Below are 21,899 nucleotides of genomic sequence, written 5' to 3' on the forward strand. Positions count from 1 at the left end.
CGGCCTCTAAATCGTCCGCCCGAGCGCGTCGGCGACGGTGAAGATGTCCTTGTCGCCACGGCCTGACAGGCAGAGCACGATCACGCCGCCCTCGCCGATCTCCTTGGCCAGCTGCGGCAGCTTGGCCAGGGCGTGGGCGCTTTCCAGGGCCGGAATGATGCCCTCGAGCTCGGCGCACAGCTGGAAGGCTTCCAGGGCCTCGGCGTCGGTGCAGGTCAGGTATTGGGCCCGGCCGATGTCGTGCAGGAACGAGTGCTCCGGCCCGATGCCCGGATAGTCCAGGCCCGCCGAGATCGAGTGAGCGTCCTGGATCTGGCCGTCCTCGTCCTGCAGCAGGTAGGTCTTGTTGCCGTGCAGAACGCCCGGACGGCCGCCGGTCAGGGACGCGGCGTGCTTGTCGGTCTCCAGCCCGTGGCCCGAGGCCTCGACGCCGTAGATCTTGACGCTCTCGTCGGCCAGGAACGGGTGGAACATGCCGATGGCGTTGCTACCACCGCCCACGCAGGCGACCACGGCGTCCGGCAGACGGCCTTCAGCTTCCTGGATCTGGTCGCGGGTTTCGCTGCCGATCACCGCCTGGAAGTCGCGGACCATGGCCGGATAGGGGTGCGGACCGGCCGCCGTGCCGATCATGTAGTAGGTGTCTTCAACGTTGGTGACCCAGTCACGCATCGCCTCGTTCATGGCGTCCTTCAGCGTCGCCGCGCCCGAGGTCACCGGTCGCACTTCGGCGCCCAGCAGGTTCATGCGGAAGACGTTGGGCTTTTGCCGGGCGACGTCGACAGCGCCCATATAGACCACGCAGGGCAGGCCGAAGCGGGCCGTGACGGTGGCCGAAGCGACGCCGTGCTGGCCGGCGCCGGTCTCGGCGATGATCCGGGTCTTGCCCATGCGCTGGGCCAGCAGGATCTGGCCCATGCAGTTGTTGATCTTGTGCGCGCCGGTGTGGTTCAGCTCTTCGCGCTTGAAATAGATCTTCGCGCCGCCGAGGTGCTTCGAAAGACGCTCGGCGAAATAGAGCGGCGAGGGCCGGCCCACATAGTGGGTCAGGTAGCCCCGGAGCTCCTTCTGGAAGCTCGGATCGTTCTTGGCTTCCGTGTAGGCGCGGTCCAGCTCGAGCACGAGCGGCATCAGCGTCTCGGCCACATAGAGGCCGCCGTAGTCGCCGAAGCGGCCCTTGGCGTCCGGATAGGCGGACCAATCGTTAGGCTTTTGGGGGGCGTTCAAAGGCTCATCCAACAGCTACGCGCGTTTAACGGCGTCGAGAAACGCCGTGATCAGAGCGGGGTCCTTTAGGCCGGGACCGCGCTCCACGCCAGAAGAAACGTCCACAATCGGGGTTCCGGAGGTGGTGATGGCTTCCGCGACGTTCCACGGATCCAGCCCTCCGGCCAGGAAATGCGGGCGAGAAAATCGCCGGCCGGCCAGCAGCCCCCAGTCGAACCGTGCGCCGGTGCCGCCGGGCAGGGCGGAACCTTCCACGGGCTTGGCGTCGAACATCAGGTGCTCGGCGACGGTGTCGAAGGCATTGGCCTGGTCAACATCGGCGCTGGTGGAGACCGAGAAGGCCTTGATGACGCCGACGCCGGCGCGGGCGGCGATCTCGCGGACCCGCGAGGGGGTCTCCTTGCCGTGCACCTGGATCAGGTCGGGGCGCATGGTCGCCATCAGGCGGTCGATCAGGGCGTCGTCGGGATCGACCGTGACGGCGACGGTCTTCACGCCGCGACCGCGAACCGGCTCGATCAGCCGCGCCGCCGTTTCGGGCGCGACGTTGCGCGGGCTCTTCTCGAAGAAGACGAAACCCAGGAACGCCGCCCCGCCGTCGAAAGCGGCTTTCACCGTCTCGGGGGTCGATAATCCGCAGATCTTGGCCGTGGTCATGGTGAGCCGGAGTTACGTGCGGGGAAGGAAAGAGGCAAGCCCAGGGATTCTGATGCCTGCCCCCTTCCCCCTTGATGGGGGAAGGGTCGGGGATGGGGGTGATCTGCTGAGCTGGCGGCTGTGCGCGGCATCAACCGCCGTATTCACCCCCACCCCTGCCCCTCCCCCATCGAGGGGGAGGGAACGCGTTTCATCGTCCTCGCGCCGTGTGGCTGCGAGTGGCTGAAAGGGACCGCGGAGCGCCGGGCTGCGCCCGGAGTGTGAAGTGTGAGTACCGTTTCGACGAAGCCAGACGCCCCGCGCGGCCGTTATCCGAAAGCCTCCGGAGCGCGGGGTTTTAACCCGCTTCCGAGCGCGCCTTCGACGGGCGGAGGGCTTGGCTGCCCTCCGGAACACACAGGCGATTTCAGCCCATGCCTGCCGCGCTCGCCGAAATCTCCGCCGCCAGGGCTTCGTCCCGATGTTTCAGGGAGCCTGCCGCTGGATCCGCCACGAAGACGCCTTCCCGGAGGAAGACCGGCGAGCGCTACCCGCTCGACCACCCCTGACAGCCGCCCAAGTCGCCGGCCGGACGTCCCTTTCGCGCCATCAGGTGAGGATGATTATGCGGGCGCCCCCGAACGCGGATCATTGGCGCGCTGCATTTTTCTGGAAGCCGTTGATCCGGCGCGGCTTTGTCTCGAAAAGAACGGGGATACAGCCGCCTCAGTCCCCGTAGTCGCAGAGTTCCCGATGGCTCCGATCCACGTCGATCCCGCCCACGTCCATGAATTCGTCGACGCCGAGGCCTTCTACGCCTGGCTCGCCAAGAACCACGACAAGGCCCCCGAGGCCTGGATCAAGATCCACAAGGTCGGCTCGGGTCTGCCGTCGATCAACGCCAAGCAGGCCATCGATGTGGTGTTGTGCTGGGGCTGGATCGATGCGGTGCGCAAGGGCTTCGACGAGAAGAGCTTCCTCCAGCGCTACACGCCGCGCGGCAAGAAGAGCATCTGGAGCCAGATCAATGTCGACAATGTCGCCCGCCTGATCGACGAGGGCCGGATGACGCCGCACGGCCTGCGCGAGGTCGAGGCCGCGAAAGCCGACGGCCGCTGGGACCGCGCCTATGGCAGCGGCCAGGACATGAAAATCCAGGACGACCTGCAGGCGGCGATCGACGCCAGCCCCAAGGCCAAGGAGATGATGGAGACGCTGTCGGCCCAGAACCGCTTCGCCCTGGCCTTTCGGGTCCACAACATGAAGACGGAGGCGGGGCGGAAGAAGAAGATCGCCGACCTGGTCGCCATGCTGGACCGAGGCGAGACGCCTTACCCGCAGAAGAAGAAGGGGTAAGGGCCGGCCGGCGCCGCAAGGGAATGGCGCCGACCGGAGGGCTTACGCGTCGGCTTACTGCTGCCGACAGGACTTAGATGGGAGGGTTGGCCGCCCGATAAAGACGGTGCGGCGCCCTGTCGCGGAGGTTGTGCTGAAGCTTACTCCGCCGCCTGCTCGACCGGTTGGTCGTAGGCCGCCATCAGCGCCATGTTCAGGATCTTCGACACCGAGGCCGACAGCGGCGCGATCTGCACCGACTTGGACAGGCCCAGCAGCACCGGCCCGATCACCGTGGCCCCGCCCAGCGACTGCACCAGCTTGGTGGCGATCGAGGCCGAGTGGATGGCCGGCATGATCAGGATGTTGGCGCTGTCGGTCAGGCGCATGAACGGGTAGTTCGCGCGCTTTTCCGGATCGAGAGCCAGCTCCGGCGGCATTTCGCCCTCATATTCGAACTCGACCTCCATATCGTCGAGCATGGCCACGGCCTCGCGGACCTTCTCCGAGCGCAGGCCCATCGGGTTGCCGAAGGTCGAATAGCTCATGAAGGCCACGCGCGGCTTGAAGCCCAGGCGCTTGACGGCGCGGGCGGCCTCGCAGGCGATCTCGACGATCTCGTCGGCTTCCGGCAGTTCGGTGACGTTGGTGTCGGCCACGAAGATCGTCCGGCCCTTGGCCAGCACCACCGACATGCCCATGATCCGGCCGCCCGGGGCCGGGTCGATGACGCGCAGCACCTCTTCCAGGGCCTGGTCGAAGCTGCGGGTCACGCCGGTGACCATGCCGTCGGCCTCGCCCAGCGCCACCATCGAAGCGGCGAAGCTGTTGCGATCCTGGTTGATCAGGCGCTGGACGTCGCGCTTCAGGTAACCCTGGCGCTGCAGGCGGTGATAGAGCGCGTCGACATAGTCCGGATTACGGTCCGACAGGCGAGCGTTGATGATCTCCAGGTCGACGACGGCGGGGTCCAGGCCCACCAGCTTCATGTTCTCGTGCACCAGGTTCTCGCGGCCGCACAGGATGGCCCGGCCGTAGCCGCCGGTCTGGTAGGCATAGGCGGCGCGGATGACGCTGGGGTCCTCGCCTTCCGCGAACACGATGCGCTTGGGCTTGGCCAGGACCGCGTTGGAGATCTTCTGCAGGAAGCCGGCGGTCGGATCCAGACGCTGGGCCAGGCCGGCGCGATAGGCGTCCATGTCGGCGATCGGCTTGCGGGCGACGCCCGTGTCCATGGCCGCCTGGGCCACGAACGGCGGCACGTACCAGATCAGGCGCGGATCGAAGGCCGACGGGATGATGTAGTTGGGGCCGAACTTCAGCTGGCGGCCGTGATAGGCGGCGGCCACTTCATCCGGCACGTCCTCCCGGGCCAGCATGGCCAGGGCCTGGGCGCAGGCGATCTTCATCTCGTGATTGACGCGACGGGCGCGCACGTCGAGGGCGCCACGGAAGATGTAGGGGAAGCCCAGGACGTTGTTGACCTGGTTGGGATAGTCGCTGCGGCCCGTGCCCATGATCGCGTCCTTGCGGATCGCATGGACCTCTTCCGGGGTGATCTCCGGATCGGGATTGGCCATGGCGAAGATGACCGGGTTGGGGGCCATCGAGGCGATCATCTCGGGCGTGAAGGCGCCCTTGGCCGACAGACCCAGCAGCACGTCGGCGCCGGCCACGGCTTCAGCCAGGGTGCGCTTGTCGGTCTTGACCGCGTGGGCGCTCTTCCACTGGTTCATACCCTCGGTGCGGCCCTCGTAGAGCACACCCTTGGAGTCGACCGCGATGACGTTCTGCGGGTGGACGCCCATGGCCTTGATCAGCTCCAGCGAGGCGATGCCCGCCGCGCCGGGACCGTTCAGCACGACCTTCACGTCCTCCAGCTTCTTGCCGGTGATGTGGCAGGCGTTGATCAGGCCGGCGGCGCAGATGATCGCCGTGCCGTGCTGGTCGTCGTGGAACACCGGGATGTCGAGCAGGTCCTGCAGCTCGGTCTCGATGCGGAAGCACTCGGGGCTCTTGATGTCTTCCAGATTGATGCCGCCGAAGGTGATCCCGATGTTCTTGACCACCGTGATGATCTCGTCGGGGTCCTTGGAGCTGACCAGGATGTCGATGCTGTCGACGTCGCCGAAGCGCTTGAAGAGGACGGCCTTGCCTTCCATCACCGGCTTCGAGGCCAGCGCGCCCAGATCGCCCAGGCCCAGGATGGCCGTGCCGTTCGAGATGACGGCGACCATGTTGCCCTTGGAGGTGTACTCGTAGGCCGCGTCCGGGTCGGCGGCGATGGCGTGGACGGGCACGGCGACGCCGGGCGAATAGGCCAGGCTGAGGTCGCGCTGGGTCGCCATCGGCTTGGTCGGGGTCACCGCCAGCTTGCCGGGCTGGGGGTAACGGTGGAAGGCCAAGGCCTCCTCATCCGTGAAGGTCTTGCGTTCCGCGTCGCTCATCCGGCGTTTCCCATTCCTGCTGCGCAAGTCGAAGAAGGGGCGCGCCGTCGATGCGAACACGCCCTTATGTGGGGTCACCGTAGCGACGGGTGCGGAGCGTCACAACCGGCCTTGGACGCGAAAACGCCAGCAAACGCTTGTTGGGATTGGCGTTGCGTCAAGCTTGCTGACCTTCGGGAAGGTCGCGCGAGGTTGACCCGAGGGGGCGGATTGGGCGATCAGCCTGTAGGTTTTATACAGAGGCTTCCCTTGTCCCAGCCCGTGAAGATCGCGATCGCCGGCGCCAACGGCCGCATGGGCCAGGCCGTGGCGAAAGCCCTGGAAGGCCGGGCCGACGCCGTCGTGGCCGCGCGCTTCGAGCGTCCGGGCGTCGAGGGCGGTGAGCTGGTCTCGCGCGACGAGGCCCTGGCCACCGCAGAGGCGGTGATCGACTTCACCCTGCCGGAAGCCTCGGTGCTGCTGGCCGAGGAGGCCGCCGCCAAGGGCGGACCGGCGCTGGTGATCGGCTCGACGGGCTTCTCGATCGAGCAGCTGGCGCGCATCGACGCCGCCGCGACCAAGATCGCCATCGTTCGCTCGGGCAACTACTCGCTGGGCGTCAACATGCTGATGGGCCTGGTGCGCCAGGCCGCCGCCGCCCTGCCGGCGGAAGACTGGGACATCGAGGTCTACGAGGCCCACCACAAGCGCAAGATCGACGCGCCGTCGGGCACGGCCCTCATGCTGGGCGAAGCCGCCGCCGAAGGGCGCAATGTCGGTCTCGGCCAAGTCGCCGACCGGGGTCGCGACGGCGTCACCGGCGCGCGCAAAGAGGGCGCGATCGGCTTTTCGGTGGTCCGTGGGGGCGGCATCATCGGCGAACACAGCGTGATCTTCGCCGGCGAGAGCGAGAGCCTGACCCTGTCGCACTCGGCCATCGACCGGGGCCTGTTCGCCCGCGGCGCCATCGCCGCCGCCGTTTGGGTCAAGGGCAAGCCGCCGGGCCTGTACGACATGCAGGACGTCCTAGGCTTTTCAAAATAGGGATCTAAGCTGAGCCGGGGGCTTTTAGGAAACTAGACTACAGGACCTGATGGCCGACCCCGCGACCGATCCCGCACCGAAGCGCACCGTCTCCCGCCGCGACCGCCTGGTCGATCTCGGCCTGGAAGCCCTGTCGCTGTCGATGCTGGCCTTCATCGCCACGGGCCTGGTCATCTGGTCGGGCCGGCGCGAGATCAGCCGCGAGCTGGCCGAGGCCTGGCTGCGCGACCACGGCATCGAGGCCGCCGTCGAGCTGGACGACCTGGACGCCACCGGCTTCACCGGCAAGGTCCGCCTGGGCGCCCGCGACAATCCCGTCTTCTCCGCCGACCGGCTGGAGGTCGCCTACGACCTGGCCGCGCCCTGGAACGGCGAGAAGTTCGGCATCCAGACCAAGGCCGTGCGCCTGGTCCGACCCCGCGTGCTGGCCAGCATCGACGCCAAGGGCCAGGTCCGCTTCGGCGCCCTGCAGCCGCTGCTCGACGAGTTCCTGAAATCGCCCAAGCAGCCCGGCGTGCCCGGCCCGGCCGTGCTGGTCGAGGACGCGCGCCTGGATCTGGTCACCCCCGGCGGCCGCGCGCGGATCACTGGCGACGCCAGCCTGGACGACGGCCAGCTGCTGCGCTTCGACGGCCGCCTGGCGCCGCTGCACTACGCCGTCCGCGACCTCGTTCTGGACAGCAAGGGCGCGACCGTCTCGGCCCGCAAGCGCGGCGACCGGCTGAGCATCGAGGTGTCGCTGGGCGTCGACAGCCTGGAGAGCGAAACCACCGACCTGTCCGACGCCGCCGCCAAGCTGTCGGCCGACCTGCCCTATCCGGACCTGGCCAAGCTGACCGCCAGCGGCCTGGTCGAAGCGCGCCTGGACCTGCGGGCCGGCGGCGGGCGGATCGGCGACAGTCAGGCCGAAGACCTGGCCGGCGACGTCTCCCTGACCGGACGTCTGGACGGCGGGCTGGAGCGCTTCGCTTTCCTGGGTCGCTCGCGCGGAACCTTCCACGGCGCGCGCCTGTCGGCCCCGACCCTGGACGCCCGCGACGCCGGCGCGACCTTCGACCTCGACCGCGTCACCGCCGGCCGCGCCGACGGCCGGATCACGGCCCGAGGCACCGCCCGCGCCGAGCTGCGGGCCGGCCAGGCCGTCGCCGCCGGAACCGCCGTGCGTGACCTGCGCGCCAAGACGTCTTCCGACAACCTGGCCCTGGCTGTCGACGGACAGGGCGTGGCGCTGAAGGGACCGCTCGCCATCGACGCCGAGGCCGCCCGACTGGCCGGCGGCGCTTTGGCCCTGTCCTCGGCGCGGCTGAACGCCAAGGGCCGGATCGACCAAGGTCCCGGCGGCCTGATCCTGGCCCTGAACGGCTCGGCCGGCGGCAAAAGCGGCATCTCCGGTCCCGACGCCGAGCGCCTGGCGGCCCTGATCCCCAATCCGGCCTACGCCAAACCACTGGCCCAGGCCCTGCGGACCTTCACCTTGTCGCTGCCGGCCGTCGGTCTGGACATCAATGGCGGTCGCACGAAGCTGAACCTCGGCCAGGATGCGCGTCTGTCCGCGCCCAATGGCGTCGTCTTGACCGCCGACGCGTCGATGGACGCCGGCGCCAACGCGGCGCGGGGAACGCTACGCGCCGCGCTGTCGGGCGGCGGCCTGCCGGTCGTGAAGGTCTCCGCGCCGAATTGGCAGGCCAACGGTGGCGTGATGACCTCGCCGCTCTCGATCGCCACCGAGAACTTCGACCTGCCGCCGATCGAGGGCGTCACCGGCCAGATCGATGGCCAGGCCCGCATTGCCGGCGGTCGCTTCACCCTGACCACGGCCAAGTGCGTCCCGATCACCGCCAAGGCCTACGCCCTGGGCGATGCGCCCGTCACCGCCATCAAGGCCCAGCTGTGCCCGGCCAAGAGCCCGCTGGTCACCGCCGGGGCCAACGGCTGGAGCGCGGCCCTGCGCTTCCAGGACGGCGAAGGCGACCTGGCCATGGCCGAGGCCAAGCTGGCCAACATCAAGGGCGAAGCGACCCTCGGCGGGACTGGCGGCTTCGACCGCTCGACCGTCCGGATCGACGGCGCGGCCATCTCCGACGTCGCCGCCAGCAAGCGCTTCAATACCATCTTGGCTAAGGGTGGCCTGACGCTGTCAGGCGGCCTCTGGAGCGGAACCTTCCAGGGCTCGACCCCGGTTGGCACGCCGCTGGGCGAGATCCGCCTGCGCCACGTGGTGGCCACCGGCAAGGGCCAGGCCGATATCGACGCCAGCAAGCTGGCCTTCGCCAAGGGCGGCCTGCAGCCGGCCGAGCTGTCACCGATGGCCGCCTTCGCCCAGAACGCCCAAGGCCCGGCCAGCTTCACCGGCGTCTTCGCCTGGGATGCGCAAGGCGCGACCAGCCGTGGCCGCCTGGTCGCCGACAAGATCGACTTCACCAGCCCGATCGGCTTCGTCGCCACTCTGGATGGCGCGGTCGACTTCACCAGCCTCGCGCCGCTGACCACCGCCCCGAACCAGAGCCTGAAGATCGTCAAGATCGACAGCCTGGTGCCGCTGACCGCCATCGAATCGGTGTTCCAGCTGGGCGCCGACGCCCTGCACGTCTCCAAGGCGAGCTTCGAGGCCGCCAAGGGCCGCATCTCGATCGAGCCCACCGACGTGCCGTTCGAGCCGGGCAAGACCATCAGCGGCGTCATCGTCATCGAGCACCTGGACCTGGGCGAGGTGCTGGCCGCCTCGTCGCTGGGCGACAAGGTCAAGGCCCAGGCCGTGGTCGACGGCCGCCTGCCCTTCACCTTCGGCCCCGAGGGGTTGCGGTTCCAGGACGGCAAGATCCGCGCGATTCAGCCGGGCCGGATCGAGCTGGCCCGCGCCGCCCTGACCGGCGTCGCCGCCAGTCCCGCCGACAGCCCCGGCGCGCCGCCGGCCGCGCCCGCCCAGGTCAACGCCATCCAGGACTTCGCCTACCAGGCCATGGAGAACCTGGCCTTCGACCAGTTGGAAGCGGGCGTAAACAGCACCGACAAGGGGCGTTTGGGCATCCTCTTCCACATCAAGGGCGAGCACGATCCGAAGGTGGCCGAAAAGGCCCGGGTCGGGATCCTGGACCTGCTGCGCGGCAAAGCCTTCGACAAGCGCATCGCCCTGCCGGCCAAGACGCCGGTGGATCTGACCCTCGACACGTCGCTGAACTTCGACGAGCTTCTGGCGGCCTGGCGCCGCTCGTTCGCCGAGGAAGAGGCGAGCGCGACGCAACCTCGTTCAGGTCCGGTTCAACCGTGACCGGCCAACCTGAGTACGAACTGGAGACTACACGCATGACAAAGCGCGCCATCCTGCTGGCTCTCGTCGCGACGGGAGCGCTCGGCGCGGCCGCCTGCACGCCCACCGTCCGCGTGAAGGTCGACCCGATCAACATCTACGCCAAGCTGGACGCCGACGTGCGCGTGCGGCTGGACAAAGAAGTCCAGTCGCTGATCCAGCAGAACCCCAACCTGTTCTAAGAGGAGAACCGACATGATCCGCAAGACGATGACGGTTCTGGCGATGGGCCTCTCCCTCGCCGCCGTGTCCGCCCCCGCCTTCGCCCAATCGGCCGCCGCCAAGGCCGCCGTCGACGCCGCCAAGGCCGCCGGCACGGTCGGCGAGCAGGCCGACGGTTATCTGGGCATCGTGGCCGGCGGCGACGCTGGCCTGCGCGCCTCGGTCGCCGAGATCAACACCGGCCGCGCCGCCGCCTACAAGGACATCGCCGCCAAGACCGGCGTGACCCCCGACGCCGCCGGCCAGGCCACCGCCAAGCAGCTCTACAGCCGCCTGGCGCCCGGCCAGTTCTGGAAGCCGCTGGATGGCGGCTGGGTGAAGAAGTAACAAGCGCTTAGCCACTTAAGACCCTCCCCCTAGCGGGGGAGGTGTCGGCGAAGCCGACGGAGGGGGAAGAGGCCGGATAGCCCGCGACTTCCCCCTCCGGCCTTCGGCCGCCTCCCCCGCTGGGGGGAGGATCTTGGGTGGCGGCCCGCGCCACAGCCCCCTAAACACGGGCGCATGTCCGCCTCCCGTCCGCATCTGCTGCCCTACGCCGCCCTGTTCGGGGCCATCGTCACGCTGTGTGTCGGCACGTCGTTCGCCAAGAGTCTGTTTCCGCTGGTCGGCGCGCAAGGCGTCACGGCCTATCGGGTGTTCTTCGCGGCGCTGATCCTGCTGATCGTCTGGCGGCCGTGGCGGCATCCGATCACGCGAGCGGACCTGGGCAAGGTCGCCCTGTACGGCGCTTCCGTCGGGCTGATGAACCTCGTCTTCTACATGGCCCTGCGCACCATTCCGCTGGGCCTGGCCATCGCCATCGAGTTCTGCGGGCCGCTGGCCCTGGCCGTGGCCAGTTCGCGCAAGCTGATCCACTTCGTCTGGATCGGCCTGGCGGTGCTGGGTCTTGGCCTGCTGCTGCCGATCCATTCGGGCGCCACGCACCTGGACCCCGTGGGCGTTGCCTATGCCTGCGCCGCGGCGGTGCTGTGGGCGCTGTACATCATCCTGGGCAAGCGGATCGGCCACCTGCATGCGGGTCGCTCGGTGGCGCTGGGCATGACGACGGCGGCGCTGATCGTCACACCCGTGGGCCTGTTCACGGCCGGCGCGGCCCTGTTCCAACCGCACCTGATCGCCCTGGGCCTGGTGGTGGCGGTGCTGTCCAGCGCCATCCCCTATTCGCTGGAGATGATCGCCCTGCGCGGCATCCCCAAGCGCAGCTTCGGCGTCATGCTGAGCGCCGAGCCGGCGGTCGGGGCCCTGGCCGGGCTCGTCATCCTGCACGAGCGCCTGGCCGTGACCCAGTGGCTGGCCATCGTCGCTATCGTCGCAGCGTCGGTCGGCACGATCCTGACGACGCCGCCGGAGAAGGCTGAAGAGGTCAGTCCCTCCCCCTAACGGGGGAGGTGTCGGCTCGAAGAGACGACGGAGGGGGAAGAGGCAGGGCATCAAGCACTTCCCCCTCCGGCGCTTCGCGCCCCCTCCCCCGCTGGGGGGAGGATCTAATTAGCTCCTCGCCACGAACCAGCCGTTGCGGAACGCCTGGTCGGCCTTGCCATATAGGAAGGGCGAGCCGTCCGGCTGGGTGAAGCGGCCACCGGCGCCGACCAGCACCGCATGGGCGGCGGCGGTGTCCCACTCGGACGTCGGGCCGTGGCGCGGATAGATGTCGGCCGAGCCCTCGGCGATGCGGCACATCTTGATCGAGCTATCCATGGGGCTGCGCAGGTCGAAGCCGTATTCGGCGGCCAGTTCGGCGGCCTTTTCCTCACGCATGGTGTGGCTGACCAGGCCCAGGGCCTGACCCTTCGGCCAAGGCCGCACGCGGGCCGGAGCCTCGGCGCCGTCGACGCCGGTGCGCTTCATCGTGCCCTCGGCGGTCGTGAACCAGACCTCGCCCGTGGCCGGGGCGCAGACGGCGCCGGCGACCGGGACGCCGTTGTCGATCAGGCCGATATTGACCGTGAAATTGGGGTCACCGCGCACGAAGGCCTTGGTGCCGTCCACCGGGTCGACCAGGAAAAAGCGCGACCCGACCTCGTCGGGCGTGCCGAACTCGCTGGCATGCTCCTCGGAGATCACCGTCACGTCGGGATAGAGCTCGGCCAGGCGCGCCAGGATCAGGCGCTCGCCAGCGCGATCGGCCTCGGTCACGGGGCTCTCGTCGGCCTTCTGGGCCACGGCCAGCTCGGTCTTCCAGAACGGCAGGATGACCACCGCGGCTTCCTCGGTGATTTTCGCGAGGGCGCGGCCCCAATCGGCGAGATTCTCGGTCACTATTCCCCCCGGGGGTCGTCGCCGACATAGACCAGACGCACGCGCGTGGCGTCGATGGTCTGCTTGCCGGCTTCTTCGAAATTGACGGTCACGCGGTGTCCGATCACGGACTGAACCTGCCCCAGACCCCAATCGGGCTGGCCGGGATGGCGCACCAAAACGCCGGGTTCTAGAAACGGATCGATCACGGGCGCTTTCCTTAGAGGACCCACCCGGTTTGCCAAAGCCTCAAATCACGGCAGAGTTCGCCGCCATGACCGACACCGTCTCCGAGACTCCTGCCGCCGCGTCGCCCGAAACCGACGTCCAAGGCCCCGACTTCGCCGCCATGCTGGCCGCGCGCCTGTGCCACGACTTCATCAGTCCGGCCAGCGCCATCGTCTCGGGCCTGGACCTGCTGGACGATCCGGCCGCCCAGGACATGCGCGAGGACGCCATGGGCCTGATCGCCTCGTCGGCCCGCAAGCTGGCGGACCTGCTGCAATTCACCCGCGTGGCGTTCGGCGCCTCGGCCTCGGCCGAGAACTTCGACTCGCGCGAGCTGGAAAAGCTGGCCCAGGGCGTGTTCGCGCATGTGCGCCCGACGCTGGACTGGCAGATCGAGCCGCAGGCGATGAACAAGCCGTCCTCGCGCGCCATCCTCAACATCGCCCAGATCGCCGCCAGCGCCCTGCCGGCCGGCGGCGTGGCGACGGTGAAGGGCGTTGCGGCCGATGGTCGCTTCTCGATCATCGCCGACTCGGTCGGTCCGCGCGCGCGCCTGCGTCCGGAAGTGCTGGCCGGCCTGCGCGGCGAGCCTCTCGCCGAGGGCCTGGGCGGTCCGTGGGTGCAGGCGGCCTATCTCAACGCCCTGGTCCGCGCGGCCGGCGGCCAGATCGCCGTCGAGATCGGCGAGGAACGCGCCAGCATCGCTGCCTGGGTTCCGGCATAAGCTCTGCCATAAAAGTTACATTTGCCGCACCCCGATCCGGGTTGAGGCAAACCGCTCCTTAACCAGACCGCTCGCACGATGGCGGTCTGAATTGGAGCATGCCGTGAAGACCTGTCTGGTGGTCGACGACAGCCGGGTGATCCGCAAGGTCGCCCGCCGAGTCCTCGAGGACATCGGCTTCGAGATCGCCGAGGCCGCCGATGGCATGGAGGCCCTGGCGTGGTGCCGCGCGGCCATGCCAGACGCGGTGCTGCTCGACTGGAACATGCCGGTGATGAACGGCATCGAGTTCCTGCGCCAGCTGCGCGGCGAGCCGGGCGGGACCGCGCCCAAGGTCATCTTCTGCACGGTCGAGAACAGCGTCGACCACATCCGCACGGCCCTGGAAGCCGGGGCGGACGAGTACATCATGAAGCCGTTCGACGGCGACATCATCGAGGCGAAGTTCGCCGAGGCGGGCCTGCTGTGACGCCCGAGGACATGGACCTGCTGGCGGCCCTGGGCCGCGCCCGCGCCGGCGTGCGGGTCGAGACCGAAAAACCTTATCTGGTTGAGAGCCGCCTCTCGCCGCTGGCGAGACGCGAAGGCTACGACTCGATCGACGCCCTGATCGCGGCCCTGCGCGCCAAGCGCGAGGAGCGCCTGATCTGGGCCGTGGTCGAGGCCCTGTGCCGCAGCGAGACCAACTTCTTCCGGGGCCGCGAGGCCTTCGCCCAGCTGCGTGACGCCGTGCTGCCGGCCCTGTCGCAGCGCCGCCGCGAAGCCCCGATCCGCATCTGGAGCGCCGCCTGCGCCACCGGCCAGGAGGTCTATTCGATCGCCATGGCCGCCAACGAGTCGACGGGCCTGGCGACCGGCACGCGCTTCGAGTTCTTCGGGTCCGACCTGTCCGAGCGCTCGCTCGAAAAGGCCCAGGCCGGGATCTACACCCAGTTCGAGGTCCAGCGCGGCCTGCCGATCCGGCTGCTGATCAAGTATTTCGAGAACCACGACGACACCTGGGCGATCTCGCCGCGTATCCGCCAGATGGTGCGCTGGAAACGGATCAACCTGCTGGCCGACCTGTCGGTCATGGGACGCTTCGACGTCATCCTGTTGCGCGGCGTGCTGCGCGGCATGGAGGCCTCGTTGCGGGCCAAGGTGGTGCAGGCCCTGACGGCGCTGCTGCCGAACGACGGTGTGCTGGTGGTCGATCCGGAAGACGATATCGGCGATCAGGACGACATGCTGTCGGCCGCGCCGGGCGGGACCGGGATCTACCTGCGCGATCCGTCCGTGCGGGCCGCCGCGGCCGCATAGGCCCTGGCCGGAGCGCGCCGGGTCACCGCCGCCCCGCCAAACAGACCGCCGACGGCCTCTCCCAGCTTTTTCACGCCGCTGACCGGGGCCGGCGTCACGGCCGCGAAGGCCGGCGCCAGCTTGCGGAACAGGATCGGGTGGGCTTCCTGGCCCACGATCGCGCCGTGCAGGTCCATCAGGTCCACCACCTCACGCGCGGCCTTGCGCCACTGCACCGGCGGGGCGATGCCGTGCGGGGCGGGAGCGCGGCAGTCGGAGAAGTCGGGGCGCAGGCCGCTGCCGGCCTCGATCGCCGCCTCGACCTCGCGGGCATAGGCCTGGTCGCGGGCCAGGCGGTCCACGTCGACCACCAGATCGGCCTCCGGCAGCGCCTTCAGGTACGACCGCAGCCACACCGCCAGGAAAGCCTGGAACGAGACGCTGGCCGGGGCGCGCTTGAGGCGGCTGCGCACGGCGGCCAGGCGCTGGTCCAACGAGCCTTCGCCGGCGAAGTCCTGGCCCAGCAGGGTGCGCGACAGGTCCTCGGCCCCCGCCATCTCGGACAGCAGGACATAGTGGCAGAGCTCGAAATAGGTCGGTCGGGGGCGCTTGCGCAGCGAATAGAACGACAGCCACTGCTGGACGGGATCACGCACCAGCATGACGTGGAAACCGCCAAACCGGCGCTTGAGCCAACCGACCCGGCCCAGCGTGCGACAGCAGGCCAGCACCGGCGTCTCGCCGCGTTCACGGGCCGCGCCGATCAGCCCCTCGACATAGGCCTGCTGGGCCAGGTCGCTGGCCTCGGGCTCGATCCAGAAGCGGTCCATCGCAAAGCCGGCGTTGAAGCCCTTGAGGCCCCCTGCCGGGTCCAGCACGACCTCGAATTCCTTGAGATAAGGATCGGTCCCGCCGGGATGGCGAAGGCCGCTGTTGTCGGGGGTCTCGGCGTAGATGGTTTGCGCGGTCACCCGCGCCAGCTGCTCGTGCCAGGGCTCGTAATAGGCGCGCACGCCGGGCAGCGCCCGGAACCGATGCCAGACATAGGTGCTCGAGCAGCGCCAGCCGCTGTGCACGAAGATGGTGTTGCTGGCGGACAAAGCGTCCCGGTCCCCTCGACGAGGATCGGAGCTTGAGCGCGCTGTTTTTCAGTCCGATGGCGGATAACCGCCCTAAGGTTGCATCACCGAAACACTTCGTCGGCCGCTGAAAGACAAAAGGCCCGCCGGCGGAACCGGCGGGCCTCTCGATCTCAGTAGGGCTTGTGGCCTTACTTGACGTCCTTGGCGGTGTCGCTGACGGCCTTGCCGGCCGACGAGACGTCCTTGCCGGCGCCTTCGACGGTGTTGCAGGCCGCGACCGACAGGGACGCGAGGGCGGCGGCGATAATCACGAGCTTACGCATTGTTTTCTCCGCAATTCGCCCCGGTCCGTGAGCGGGTGGGGCGCGTGTGAATAAGTGCCCCCAGAGAACGTCAGCAGCGAAGCTCGGTTCCGGAAATCAAACCGCGGCCCGAATCTTAAGCTTGGTGGACCACCGCCTGCGGCGTCGGGAAGATCAGCCGCACCGTCAGGCCGCGCGGTTCGTGGCTTTCGAACGTGACCTTGCCGCGCAGCTGGCGGGCAAAGGCGGTCATCAGGGTGCGCCCGACCCCGCCGCCCAGGCTCTCGGCCGCGCCGGGACCATCATCGCTGATCGACAGCTCGGCCTCTTCGCCGCGCACGTGAAAACCGACCTCCAGCTTGCCGCCATTGGGGCCGAAGGCGTGCTTCTGGGCGTTGGTGATCGCCTCGACCGCGAACAGGGCGATCGGGGCCAGACGGTCGGGATCGATGACCAGCGGGTCGGCATGCACCTCGGTCCGCACCAGCGGCGAGGTGGTCATGTCGTTGGCCAGCAGTTGGGCGGTCAGCTCCTCCAGGAACGGCCGCAGGTCCACCCGCTTCAGGTCCGGCCCCTGGTAGAGGGCGCGGTAGATCTGGGCGAGGGCGGTAATCCGCTGGCGGGTGTCGTTCATCGCCGCCTTGGCCGCCGGATCGGCCAGGGCCCGCTGCTGCATGTTGAGCAACGAGGTGATGATCTGCAGGTTGTTCTTCACCCGGTGATGGATCTCGCGCATCAGCGCGTCCTTCTCGGCCAGGCTGTCCATCAGCGAGGCGTCGCGGGTGACGATGGTGCCGGCCATGGCGTCCAGGGTGGCGGCCAGCTCGCGGATCTCGGGCGGCGCGCGCTCGGCCTGCAGCGGCCGGACGGTGAAGCGGCCTCGGGCGTAGATCGCGGCGACGCGCTGCAGATAGACGATCCAGCGCACGACCTCGCGCTCGGTCACCCACAGCACCGCGGCCAGGACCAGGACATAGGCCAGCACCGGCAGCAGGACCCGCGAGATCGGGCTCAGCGACGCCCAGGACACCAGACCCGGCGCGGGGGCCGACAGCACGACGAACACGTCGTCACCGACCAGCGGCGCGGCCGAATAGGTGCGGTCTCGGTTGTCGAGGTCGCGGCCGGTCCACAACGCAGAGCCATCCTTGGCCGCCTCCTCGCGCCAACGGTCCGAGACCGGTTCAAAGGCCTTGGGATCGGTAGCGGCGAAGACCTTGCCGGCGCCGTCGGCCAGAGCCACTTCGGCGCCGTTGGGCATGAAGCGGCTGGCGGTTTCCAGCTTCAGGTTGGTCAGGGTCAGGACGGCGGCCATGGCCCCGTCGAACTTGTCGGGCGTGCCGGCGCGCACGGCCGCCAGCACCGCCGGCTCGTTGGCGTAGGCCGCGCCGGGGGCGCTGGCCACGACGATGGCATCGCCGTTGCGCAGCGCCTGGAACCAGGCCCGCGCGCCGCGTTGGGTGTCGTAGGGCGTGGTCGCCGCCGCGCAGGCCACCCGGCCCCGACTGTCGAAGCGGATCAGGTTGGCGTAGCCCGACAGGCGCGCACGCACGTCGGCCAGGCGCTGGGCGCACTCAAGGCCCACCGAGCCCGGCCCCAGGGTCTGGAGCAGGACGCCGGCGGCCTCGATACGGGCGCGGGCCAGGGTGGCGCTGTGACTGGCGGCCAGCTCCAGGCTCTGGCGGCGCGCGTCGTTCTCGGCCCGGAAGGCGAGCGCCGACTGCGCGATGCCGATCAGCAGCACGGGCAGCAAGGCCAGGAACAACGCCAGGGCCAGGCGGACACGGATGGAGGTTACGGCCTGCGCGGCGCGGCCGGCGAGGGCGTTCACCGTAGAGAGCTCAACCGCTCCGCGTCGGCCAGGATGGCGTGCATGGCGTCACCCGCCGATCCGCCGTCACGATCATAGGCGCCCGCTTCCAGGATGGCCTGAAGCGCCCGACGCGCACGGCTGACCCGGCTCTTCACCGTGCCGACGGCGCAGCCGCAGATCTCGGCCGCCTCCTCGTAGGCGAAGCCGCCGGCCCCAACCAGGATCAGGGCTTCGCGCTGTTCGGCCGGCAGCATGCCCAGGCCCAGGCGCAGCTCGTCCAGAGCCACCGGGGCCTCGGGATCGTCGACGGCCACCAGGGTCCGCTCGGCGGCTTCCTGGTCCAGCTGGCTCTGACGCCAGCTGCGGCGCTTCTCGGAATAGAACTGGTTGCGCAGGATCATGAAGGTCCAGGCCTTCATGTTGGTGCCCAGTTGGAACGACGCGCGCGCGTCCCACGCCTTCATCATGGCGTCCTGCGCCAGGTCGTCGGCGGCGGTGGGATCACCAGTCAGGGTGCGGGCGAAGGCGCGCAGATGCGGAATCAGCGTGACCAGCTCGCGTTTGAACTGGTTGTCGCGGACGGGATCGGGCGGCGAGCGGCCGACTTGCGGTTCGCTCATGCTCAGCGACCTCCCGCGGGCGGCTCGGCCTTGCGCAGGATGTCGAGGAATTCGTCGGGCACCGGCTCGTTGACGACTTCGTCGAACATCTGGCGCAGCTTCACGCCGATCGCCTGCTGGCGCAGACGGGCTTCGTCCAGCGCCGCGGCGCTTTTGCGTTTATCTTCCATGGGTACGTGTTCGATCATGTCCTCGACACCGTAATGCATTTGCATCGGCGTCCGCCCCCTTTGGCCGAATGTCTTTCCGCCAGACGACAACGTGGTTTTCCGTACCGGGTTCCATAAGCTTGGGCATAGGATGTCAAAATTCCGTCGTTCGCGGAACCGCTCAGTTGAGGGGACGTTATCGACCTTCGACGGAACGGCCCAGCTTAGCCGTTCGTTTTGTTGTTTCGAGACACCGCATCGGGAGGGGTCATGAGTCTTCTAGCTCGGCTGGCGCCGCATCTGCCTTACATCCGCCGCTACGCCCGCGCCCTGACCGGCGACCAGCAGACCGGCGATCATTATGTCCGCGTGGCGCTGGAGGCCCTGGCCGCCGGCGAGCGCTCGCTGGACGCCGAACTGTCGCCCCGCGTGGCGCTGTATCGGGTGTTCCACGCCATCTGGCTCAGCTCCGGCGCCCAGCTGGAAGCCCGTCGTGAAGACGGCGCCCCCGGCAGCGACGACGCCTCGCAACGCCTGATGCGCATCGCCCCGCGTTCGCGCCAAGCGTTCCTGCTGACCGCGCTCGAAGGCTTCACCCCCACCGAAGCGGCCCAGATCCTGGATTGCGACTTCGGAGAGGTAGAGAGGCTCATCGCCGACGCCCAGGCCGAAATCGACGCCGAGCTCGCCACCCAGGTCCTGATCATCGAGGACGAGCCGGTCATCGCCGCCGACATCGAAGCCCTGGTCAAGGAACTGGGCCACGAGGTCATCGACATCGCCGCCACCCGTGGCGAAGCGGTCGACGCGGTGGCGCGCGCCACGCCGGGCCTCGTTCTGGCCGACATCCAGTTGGCCGATGGCTCGTCGGGCATCGACGCGGTCAAGGACATCCTGGGCCGGATGGACGTGCCGGTGATCTTCATCACCGCCTTCCCCGAGCGCCTGCTGACCGGCGAGCGCCCGGAACCGACCTTCCTGATCACCAAGCCCTTCCAGCCGGAAACGGTGAAGGCGGCGATCGGTCAGGCCCTGTTCTTCCACCCGCGCCGCAGCCAGACCAAGGCGGCGTAGGGTTTTACGAGACTTTCCCGATGAAGCGGCCTTCCGAAAGGGAGGCCGTTTTCTTTTGTCCTTCTCCCCCTGCGGGAGAAGGTGGCGCGAAGCGCCGGATGAGGGGTCGCACAAACGAAAACCGCCGCGACGGCGGATCAGCCAGTCGCGGCGGTTTCTGTCTTCAACCCCTCACCCGACCCACTGCGTGGGCCACCCTCTCCCGCAAGGGGAGAGGGATGAAGTCCGACTAAGGCGTCTGGCGCGCCGGCTGTTGCGGCGTGTCATACCGCTGCGCCTCGGCGGGCGTCTTCGCCCCGTTATTGACCTCGACCGAAGCCAGGTCATCGGCGCGGTAGGTCCAGGCGCCGAACAGGGCGATGGCGGCGAGGACCGTCGAGACGATCAGCACCCAGAACACATGCTTGCCCCAGCGGCCCTGGCGGGCGCGGGTGGCGTTCAGGCGAGGCGCGTGTTCAGGCGCGGCGTGATGAATGTCGGCGGGCATGATCTCATACCTCCTTAAGGCGTCCACATGGCAGCGGCGCTCGCACGGTCTCGGTCGTTGAACGCCTGGACCATCCCGGCCGAGGCGCCGACCGCGGCGATCACGACCAGGGCCATGATCCGCGAACGCAGCTTTTTTTGACGCTGGCTGGGCGTCGAAACGAAAACCGTACCGCCATGTTCGGCCACATATGTGCGGATCACGACGTTGCTCCCCATCCCAGGCGGACACCGTGTCCGCTTGGGTTTTCAACGTCTTGTCGCGATCGTCGTTCCCTGAATCCGGGGTGTGGGGCCCTCGGAAACCCAGATGCAAAAAAAGTCGCGCAAAGCGGGAACCGTTCGCGCGACTTGTCGTTTTCATCTTTGCGAAGGCGGCGACGCCCCCCCGACTTGAGACTGGCGATAGCCAGTCTGCCGCCTTCGCACCCCCCTTTGTTGATGCGAACTCAGGCGGACCGGGCAACCGGCCCGCCTTTCCTTCGTCTATCCACCACCCACCACGGATGCCTTCCTAGGCCTCGTGCCTAGGACCCATGGGCCGGCCGGGTTCGGCTCATCAGAAACAAAACCGCCAGCGTGGGCGACCTGACGGCCGACACAGCGCTGGCGGGACAATGGGTCCTAGGCACAAGGCCTAGGAAAACACAGTGGGGAAACTCGGGGTTAGTTGGAGGCCGCCGGCGCCTGCAGCTCGAACAGGATATCCGCGCGACGACGCAGCGGGTTGGCCGCGCCCGAAGCGGCCATGGCGCCCGCGTCGCCCGCAGCGGCCGCGTCGATGTCGACCTTGCTGAAGCCGACCTTGCTCAGGGCGCTCGTCACCGACTCTGCGCGACGCTTGGAGAGGGCCAGGTTGGCCTGCGGAGCCCCGACCGCGTCGGCCAGGCCCAGCACCCGCACCGACTTGACCGTGCAGCCCCGCGCCTGGGTCTGGGCGCCGGACAGCACCATGCGGGCTTCCTTGGTCAGGGCCGCGCTGTCCTGCTCGAAATAGACCGAGGACTGGAAGTTGTCGCAGACCGGCGTTGCCGCGGCCACGGGCTTGCGCAGCGTGCGCCAGGGCCCTTGCGTCTCGGCGCAGGCGGCCAAGGCCAGCACGGCGCCGCCCAAGGCGATGATCGTCGTCTTCTTCATTCCACCCTCCGAAGCTTGCGAACACAAGAAAGGCGACCGGCAGGGCCGATCGCCTTCGTTTGGGACGTCGTCGACCGCCGCTGACTAGTAGCGGGGAGCGCCGTCTTCCCAATAGTAGCGACCGCTGCGGGAGTCGTAATAGTAGTAACGGCCCGCACGCTCGTCATAGTACTGGCGCCGGTTGACCGAGGTCGAGCCGCAACCGCCATCTTCCTTACAGCCCTTCACCGCGCCGACGGTGCCGCCGATGGCCGCGCCGACCAGGGCGCCGGTGCCAGCGCTGCCGCTGCCGACATTGTTGCCGATCACCGCGCCCGCGAGCGCGCCCAAGGCGGCGCCGCCAGCGGCGTTGCGTTCGACATTGCCGGTCGAGGTGCAGGCCGAGGCCAGCACGCCCACGCCCATCAGGGCGATCATGGTCATCTTCATGGTGGCTCTCTCCGAATCCGAGCTTCCTGTCCCCGTGCCGGAGCAAACGACTCCCAAGGGCGACGGTTCCGTTTGGCAAGCGGAACCATGGGACGCGGCAAGCCGTTGCCTCCCCAACTCCGAGAGAGGGGCTTTCACGAGA

24 protein-coding genes and 1 pseudogene are annotated in these 21,899 nt (G+C 68.6%); 10 read left to right on the forward strand and 15 right to left on the reverse strand.

Going from position 1 to position 21,899, the window contains the following annotated elements:
* Positions 1-6: 6 nt before the first annotated feature.
* Together trpB and AC07NF_RS11505 are read right to left on the reverse strand one after the other, a co-directional pair.
* Positions 7-1,227, reverse strand: coding sequence for a tryptophan synthase subunit beta (trpB, locus tag AC07NF_RS11500; protein WP_494625995.1), 1,221 nt, complete (start codon positions 1,225-1,227; stop codon positions 7-9).
* 15 nt (positions 1,228-1,242) lie between these two features.
* Positions 1,243-1,884, reverse strand: coding sequence for a phosphoribosylanthranilate isomerase (locus AC07NF_RS11505; protein ID WP_494625997.1), 642 nt, complete (start codon positions 1,882-1,884; stop codon positions 1,243-1,245).
* Positions 1,885-2,616: 732 nt separating this feature from the next.
* On the opposite strand from AC07NF_RS11505, the gene AC07NF_RS11510 reads away from it, so the two are divergent.
* Complete coding sequence (locus AC07NF_RS11510; RefSeq protein WP_494625999.1) at positions 2,617-3,219, forward strand: YdeI/OmpD-associated family protein; 603 nt, start codon at positions 2,617-2,619, stop codon at positions 3,217-3,219.
* Between the two features lie 140 nt (positions 3,220-3,359).
* Here the strand turns inward: AC07NF_RS11510 and AC07NF_RS11515 are convergent, their stop codons facing one another.
* Positions 3,360-5,645 carry an NADP-dependent malic enzyme gene (locus AC07NF_RS11515; RefSeq protein WP_494626001.1) on the reverse strand — a complete coding sequence of 762 codons (2,286 nt, stop codon included), beginning with the start codon at positions 5,643-5,645 and terminating at the stop codon, positions 3,360-3,362.
* Positions 5,646-5,894: 249 nt separating this feature from the next.
* Here AC07NF_RS11515 and dapB point away from each other — a divergent pair, with 249 nt between their 5' ends.
* The 4 genes from dapB to AC07NF_RS11535 are packed head-to-tail and all read left to right on the forward strand — an operon-like array spanning position 5,895 to position 10,524.
* Positions 5,895-6,668, forward strand: coding sequence for a 4-hydroxy-tetrahydrodipicolinate reductase (gene dapB / locus AC07NF_RS11520; protein WP_494626003.1), 774 nt, complete (start codon positions 5,895-5,897; stop codon positions 6,666-6,668).
* Between the two features lie 49 nt (positions 6,669-6,717).
* Positions 6,718-9,936, forward strand: a complete 3,219-nt coding sequence (locus AC07NF_RS11525; RefSeq protein ID WP_494626005.1) for an intermembrane phospholipid transport protein YdbH family protein — start codon at positions 6,718-6,720, stop codon at positions 9,934-9,936.
* 35 nt (positions 9,937-9,971) lie between these two features.
* Positions 9,972-10,157, forward strand: coding sequence for a YnbE family lipoprotein (locus AC07NF_RS11530; protein WP_291876877.1), 186 nt, complete (start codon positions 9,972-9,974; stop codon positions 10,155-10,157).
* A 13-nt stretch (positions 10,158-10,170) separates the two neighbouring features.
* Positions 10,171-10,524 carry a YdbL family probable chaperone protein gene (locus AC07NF_RS11535; RefSeq protein ID WP_492816504.1) on the forward strand — a complete coding sequence of 118 codons (354 nt, stop codon included), beginning with the start codon at positions 10,171-10,173 and terminating at the stop codon, positions 10,522-10,524.
* A gap of 19 nt (positions 10,525-10,543) precedes the next feature.
* Here AC07NF_RS11535 and AC07NF_RS11540 read toward each other — a convergent pair.
* A pseudogene (locus AC07NF_RS11540) lies at positions 10,544-10,649 on the reverse strand (hypothetical protein); the annotation flags it as partial.
* A 49-nt stretch (positions 10,650-10,698) separates the two neighbouring features.
* Here AC07NF_RS11540 and AC07NF_RS11545 point away from each other — a divergent pair.
* Positions 10,699-11,577, forward strand: coding sequence for an EamA family transporter (locus AC07NF_RS11545; RefSeq protein ID WP_494626008.1), 879 nt, complete (start codon positions 10,699-10,701; stop codon positions 11,575-11,577).
* Between the two features lie 108 nt (positions 11,578-11,685).
* On the opposite strand, the gene cysQ is transcribed toward AC07NF_RS11545, so the two are convergent.
* Both cysQ and AC07NF_RS11555 read right to left on the reverse strand, forming a co-directional pair.
* On the reverse strand, positions 11,686-12,459 hold the full coding sequence (cysQ, locus tag AC07NF_RS11550) for a 3'(2'),5'-bisphosphate nucleotidase CysQ (RefSeq protein ID WP_494627547.1): 774 nt from the start codon (positions 12,457-12,459) through the stop codon (positions 11,686-11,688).
* Entirely contained in the window at positions 12,456-12,644 is a 189-nt protein-coding gene (locus tag AC07NF_RS11555; RefSeq protein ID WP_492816500.1) for a DUF3553 domain-containing protein, read from the reverse strand. The genes cysQ and AC07NF_RS11555 overlap by 4 nt, the downstream gene beginning before the upstream one ends.
* Positions 12,645-12,709: 65 nt before the next feature.
* Here AC07NF_RS11555 and chpT point away from each other — a divergent pair, with 65 nt between their 5' ends.
* From chpT to AC07NF_RS11570, 3 genes are all read left to right on the forward strand, one after another.
* Complete coding sequence (chpT, locus tag AC07NF_RS11560; protein WP_492816498.1) at positions 12,710-13,387, forward strand: histidine phosphotransferase ChpT; 678 nt, start codon at positions 12,710-12,712, stop codon at positions 13,385-13,387.
* Positions 13,388-13,478: 91 nt separating this feature from the next.
* Positions 13,479-13,856 carry a response regulator gene (locus AC07NF_RS11565; protein WP_454718369.1) on the forward strand — a complete coding sequence of 126 codons (378 nt, stop codon included), beginning with the start codon at positions 13,479-13,481 and terminating at the stop codon, positions 13,854-13,856.
* Entirely contained in the window at positions 13,853-14,686 is an 834-nt protein-coding gene (locus AC07NF_RS11570; RefSeq protein ID WP_492816496.1) for a CheR family methyltransferase, read from the forward strand. Before AC07NF_RS11565 ends, AC07NF_RS11570 begins: the two co-directional genes overlap by 4 nt.
* On the opposite strand, the gene AC07NF_RS11575 is transcribed toward AC07NF_RS11570, so the two are convergent.
* The 5 genes from AC07NF_RS11575 to nepR all read right to left on the reverse strand — a co-directional run bounded on the left by AC07NF_RS11575 (position 14,644) and on the right by nepR (position 18,670).
* Positions 14,644-15,765 carry a hypothetical protein gene (locus AC07NF_RS11575; protein ID WP_494626013.1) on the reverse strand — a complete coding sequence of 374 codons (1,122 nt, stop codon included), beginning with the start codon at positions 15,763-15,765 and terminating at the stop codon, positions 14,644-14,646. The genes AC07NF_RS11570 and AC07NF_RS11575 overlap by 43 nt on opposite strands.
* Positions 15,766-15,935: 170 nt before the next feature.
* Complete coding sequence (locus AC07NF_RS11580) at positions 15,936-16,070, reverse strand: entericidin A/B family lipoprotein (protein WP_099575337.1); 135 nt, start codon at positions 16,068-16,070, stop codon at positions 15,936-15,938.
* A gap of 115 nt (positions 16,071-16,185) precedes the next feature.
* A complete protein-coding gene (phyK, locus tag AC07NF_RS11585) occupies positions 16,186-17,880 on the reverse strand; it encodes a sensor histidine kinase PhyK (protein ID WP_494626015.1) in 1,695 nt (564 codons plus the stop codon).
* On the reverse strand, positions 17,877-18,482 hold the full coding sequence (locus AC07NF_RS11590) for a sigma-70 family RNA polymerase sigma factor (RefSeq protein ID WP_291876858.1): 606 nt from the start codon (positions 18,480-18,482) through the stop codon (positions 17,877-17,879). The genes phyK and AC07NF_RS11590 overlap by 4 nt, the downstream gene beginning before the upstream one ends.
* Before the next feature lie 2 nt (positions 18,483-18,484).
* Positions 18,485-18,670: an anti-sigma T factor NepR gene (gene nepR / locus AC07NF_RS11595; protein WP_081612907.1), complete on the reverse strand. Its 186-nt coding sequence runs from the start codon at positions 18,668-18,670 to the stop codon at positions 18,485-18,487.
* Between the two features lie 231 nt (positions 18,671-18,901).
* Between nepR and phyR the strand changes: the two genes are divergently transcribed.
* Positions 18,902-19,705: an anti-anti sigma factor/receiver protein PhyR gene (phyR, locus tag AC07NF_RS11600; protein ID WP_492816489.1), complete on the forward strand. Its 804-nt coding sequence runs from the start codon at positions 18,902-18,904 to the stop codon at positions 19,703-19,705.
* Between the two features lie 229 nt (positions 19,706-19,934).
* Here phyR and AC07NF_RS11605 read toward each other — a convergent pair whose 3' ends face one another.
* The 4 genes from AC07NF_RS11605 to AC07NF_RS11620 all read right to left on the reverse strand — a co-directional run bounded on the left by AC07NF_RS11605 (position 19,935) and on the right by AC07NF_RS11620 (position 21,757).
* A complete protein-coding gene (locus tag AC07NF_RS11605; protein ID WP_492816487.1) occupies positions 19,935-20,192 on the reverse strand; it encodes a hypothetical protein in 258 nt (85 codons plus the stop codon).
* Positions 20,193-20,206: 14 nt separating this feature from the next.
* Entirely contained in the window at positions 20,207-20,395 is a 189-nt protein-coding gene (locus AC07NF_RS11610) for a hypothetical protein (RefSeq protein ID WP_454761811.1), read from the reverse strand.
* Between the two features lie 462 nt (positions 20,396-20,857).
* Complete coding sequence (locus AC07NF_RS11615; protein WP_494626019.1) at positions 20,858-21,328, reverse strand: OmpA family protein; 471 nt, start codon at positions 21,326-21,328, stop codon at positions 20,858-20,860.
* A gap of 84 nt (positions 21,329-21,412) precedes the next feature.
* On the reverse strand, positions 21,413-21,757 hold the full coding sequence (locus tag AC07NF_RS11620; RefSeq protein ID WP_291876850.1) for a YMGG-like glycine zipper-containing protein: 345 nt from the start codon (positions 21,755-21,757) through the stop codon (positions 21,413-21,415).
* Between the last annotated feature and the right edge of the window lie 142 nt (positions 21,758-21,899).

It is taken from the genome of Caulobacter sp. GW821-FHT10A06, assembly GCF_059415805.1.

Excerpts from the sequence above, each read along its gene's own strand:
- AC07NF_RS11605 (WP_492816487.1), bottom strand. The coding sequence starts at position 20,192 with ATGCCCGCCGACATTCATCACGCCGCGCCTGAACACGCGCCTCGCCTG.
- AC07NF_RS11620 (WP_291876850.1), bottom strand. The coding sequence starts at position 21,757 with ATGAAGATGACCATGATCGCCCTGATGGGCGTGGGCGTGCTGGCCTCG.
- AC07NF_RS11535 (WP_492816504.1), top strand. The coding sequence starts at position 10,171 with ATGATCCGCAAGACGATGACGGTTCTGGCGATGGGCCTCTCCCTCGCC.
- AC07NF_RS11525 (WP_494626005.1), top strand. The coding sequence starts at position 6,718 with ATGGCCGACCCCGCGACCGATCCCGCACCGAAGCGCACCGTCTCCCGC.
- AC07NF_RS11515 (WP_494626001.1), bottom strand. The coding sequence starts at position 5,645 with ATGAGCGACGCGGAACGCAAGACCTTCACGGATGAGGAGGCCTTGGCC.
- AC07NF_RS11615 (WP_494626019.1), bottom strand. The coding sequence starts at position 21,328 with ATGAAGAAGACGACGATCATCGCCTTGGGCGGCGCCGTGCTGGCCTTG.
- nepR (WP_081612907.1), bottom strand. The coding sequence starts at position 18,670 with ATGATCGAACACGTACCCATGGAAGATAAACGCAAAAGCGCCGCGGCG.
- phyR (WP_492816489.1), top strand. The coding sequence starts at position 18,902 with ATGAGTCTTCTAGCTCGGCTGGCGCCGCATCTGCCTTACATCCGCCGC.
- AC07NF_RS11510 (WP_494625999.1), top strand. The coding sequence starts at position 2,617 with ATGGCTCCGATCCACGTCGATCCCGCCCACGTCCATGAATTCGTCGAC.
- AC07NF_RS11545 (WP_494626008.1), top strand. The coding sequence starts at position 10,699 with ATGTCCGCCTCCCGTCCGCATCTGCTGCCCTACGCCGCCCTGTTCGGG.
- AC07NF_RS11580 (WP_099575337.1), bottom strand. The coding sequence starts at position 16,070 with ATGCGTAAGCTCGTGATTATCGCCGCCGCCCTCGCGTCCCTGTCGGTC.
- AC07NF_RS11590 (WP_291876858.1), bottom strand. The coding sequence starts at position 18,482 with ATGAGCGAACCGCAAGTCGGCCGCTCGCCGCCCGATCCCGTCCGCGAC.
- AC07NF_RS11505 (WP_494625997.1), bottom strand. The coding sequence starts at position 1,884 with ATGACCACGGCCAAGATCTGCGGATTATCGACCCCCGAGACGGTGAAA.
- AC07NF_RS11530 (WP_291876877.1), top strand. The coding sequence starts at position 9,972 with ATGACAAAGCGCGCCATCCTGCTGGCTCTCGTCGCGACGGGAGCGCTC.
- chpT (WP_492816498.1), top strand. The coding sequence starts at position 12,710 with ATGACCGACACCGTCTCCGAGACTCCTGCCGCCGCGTCGCCCGAAACC.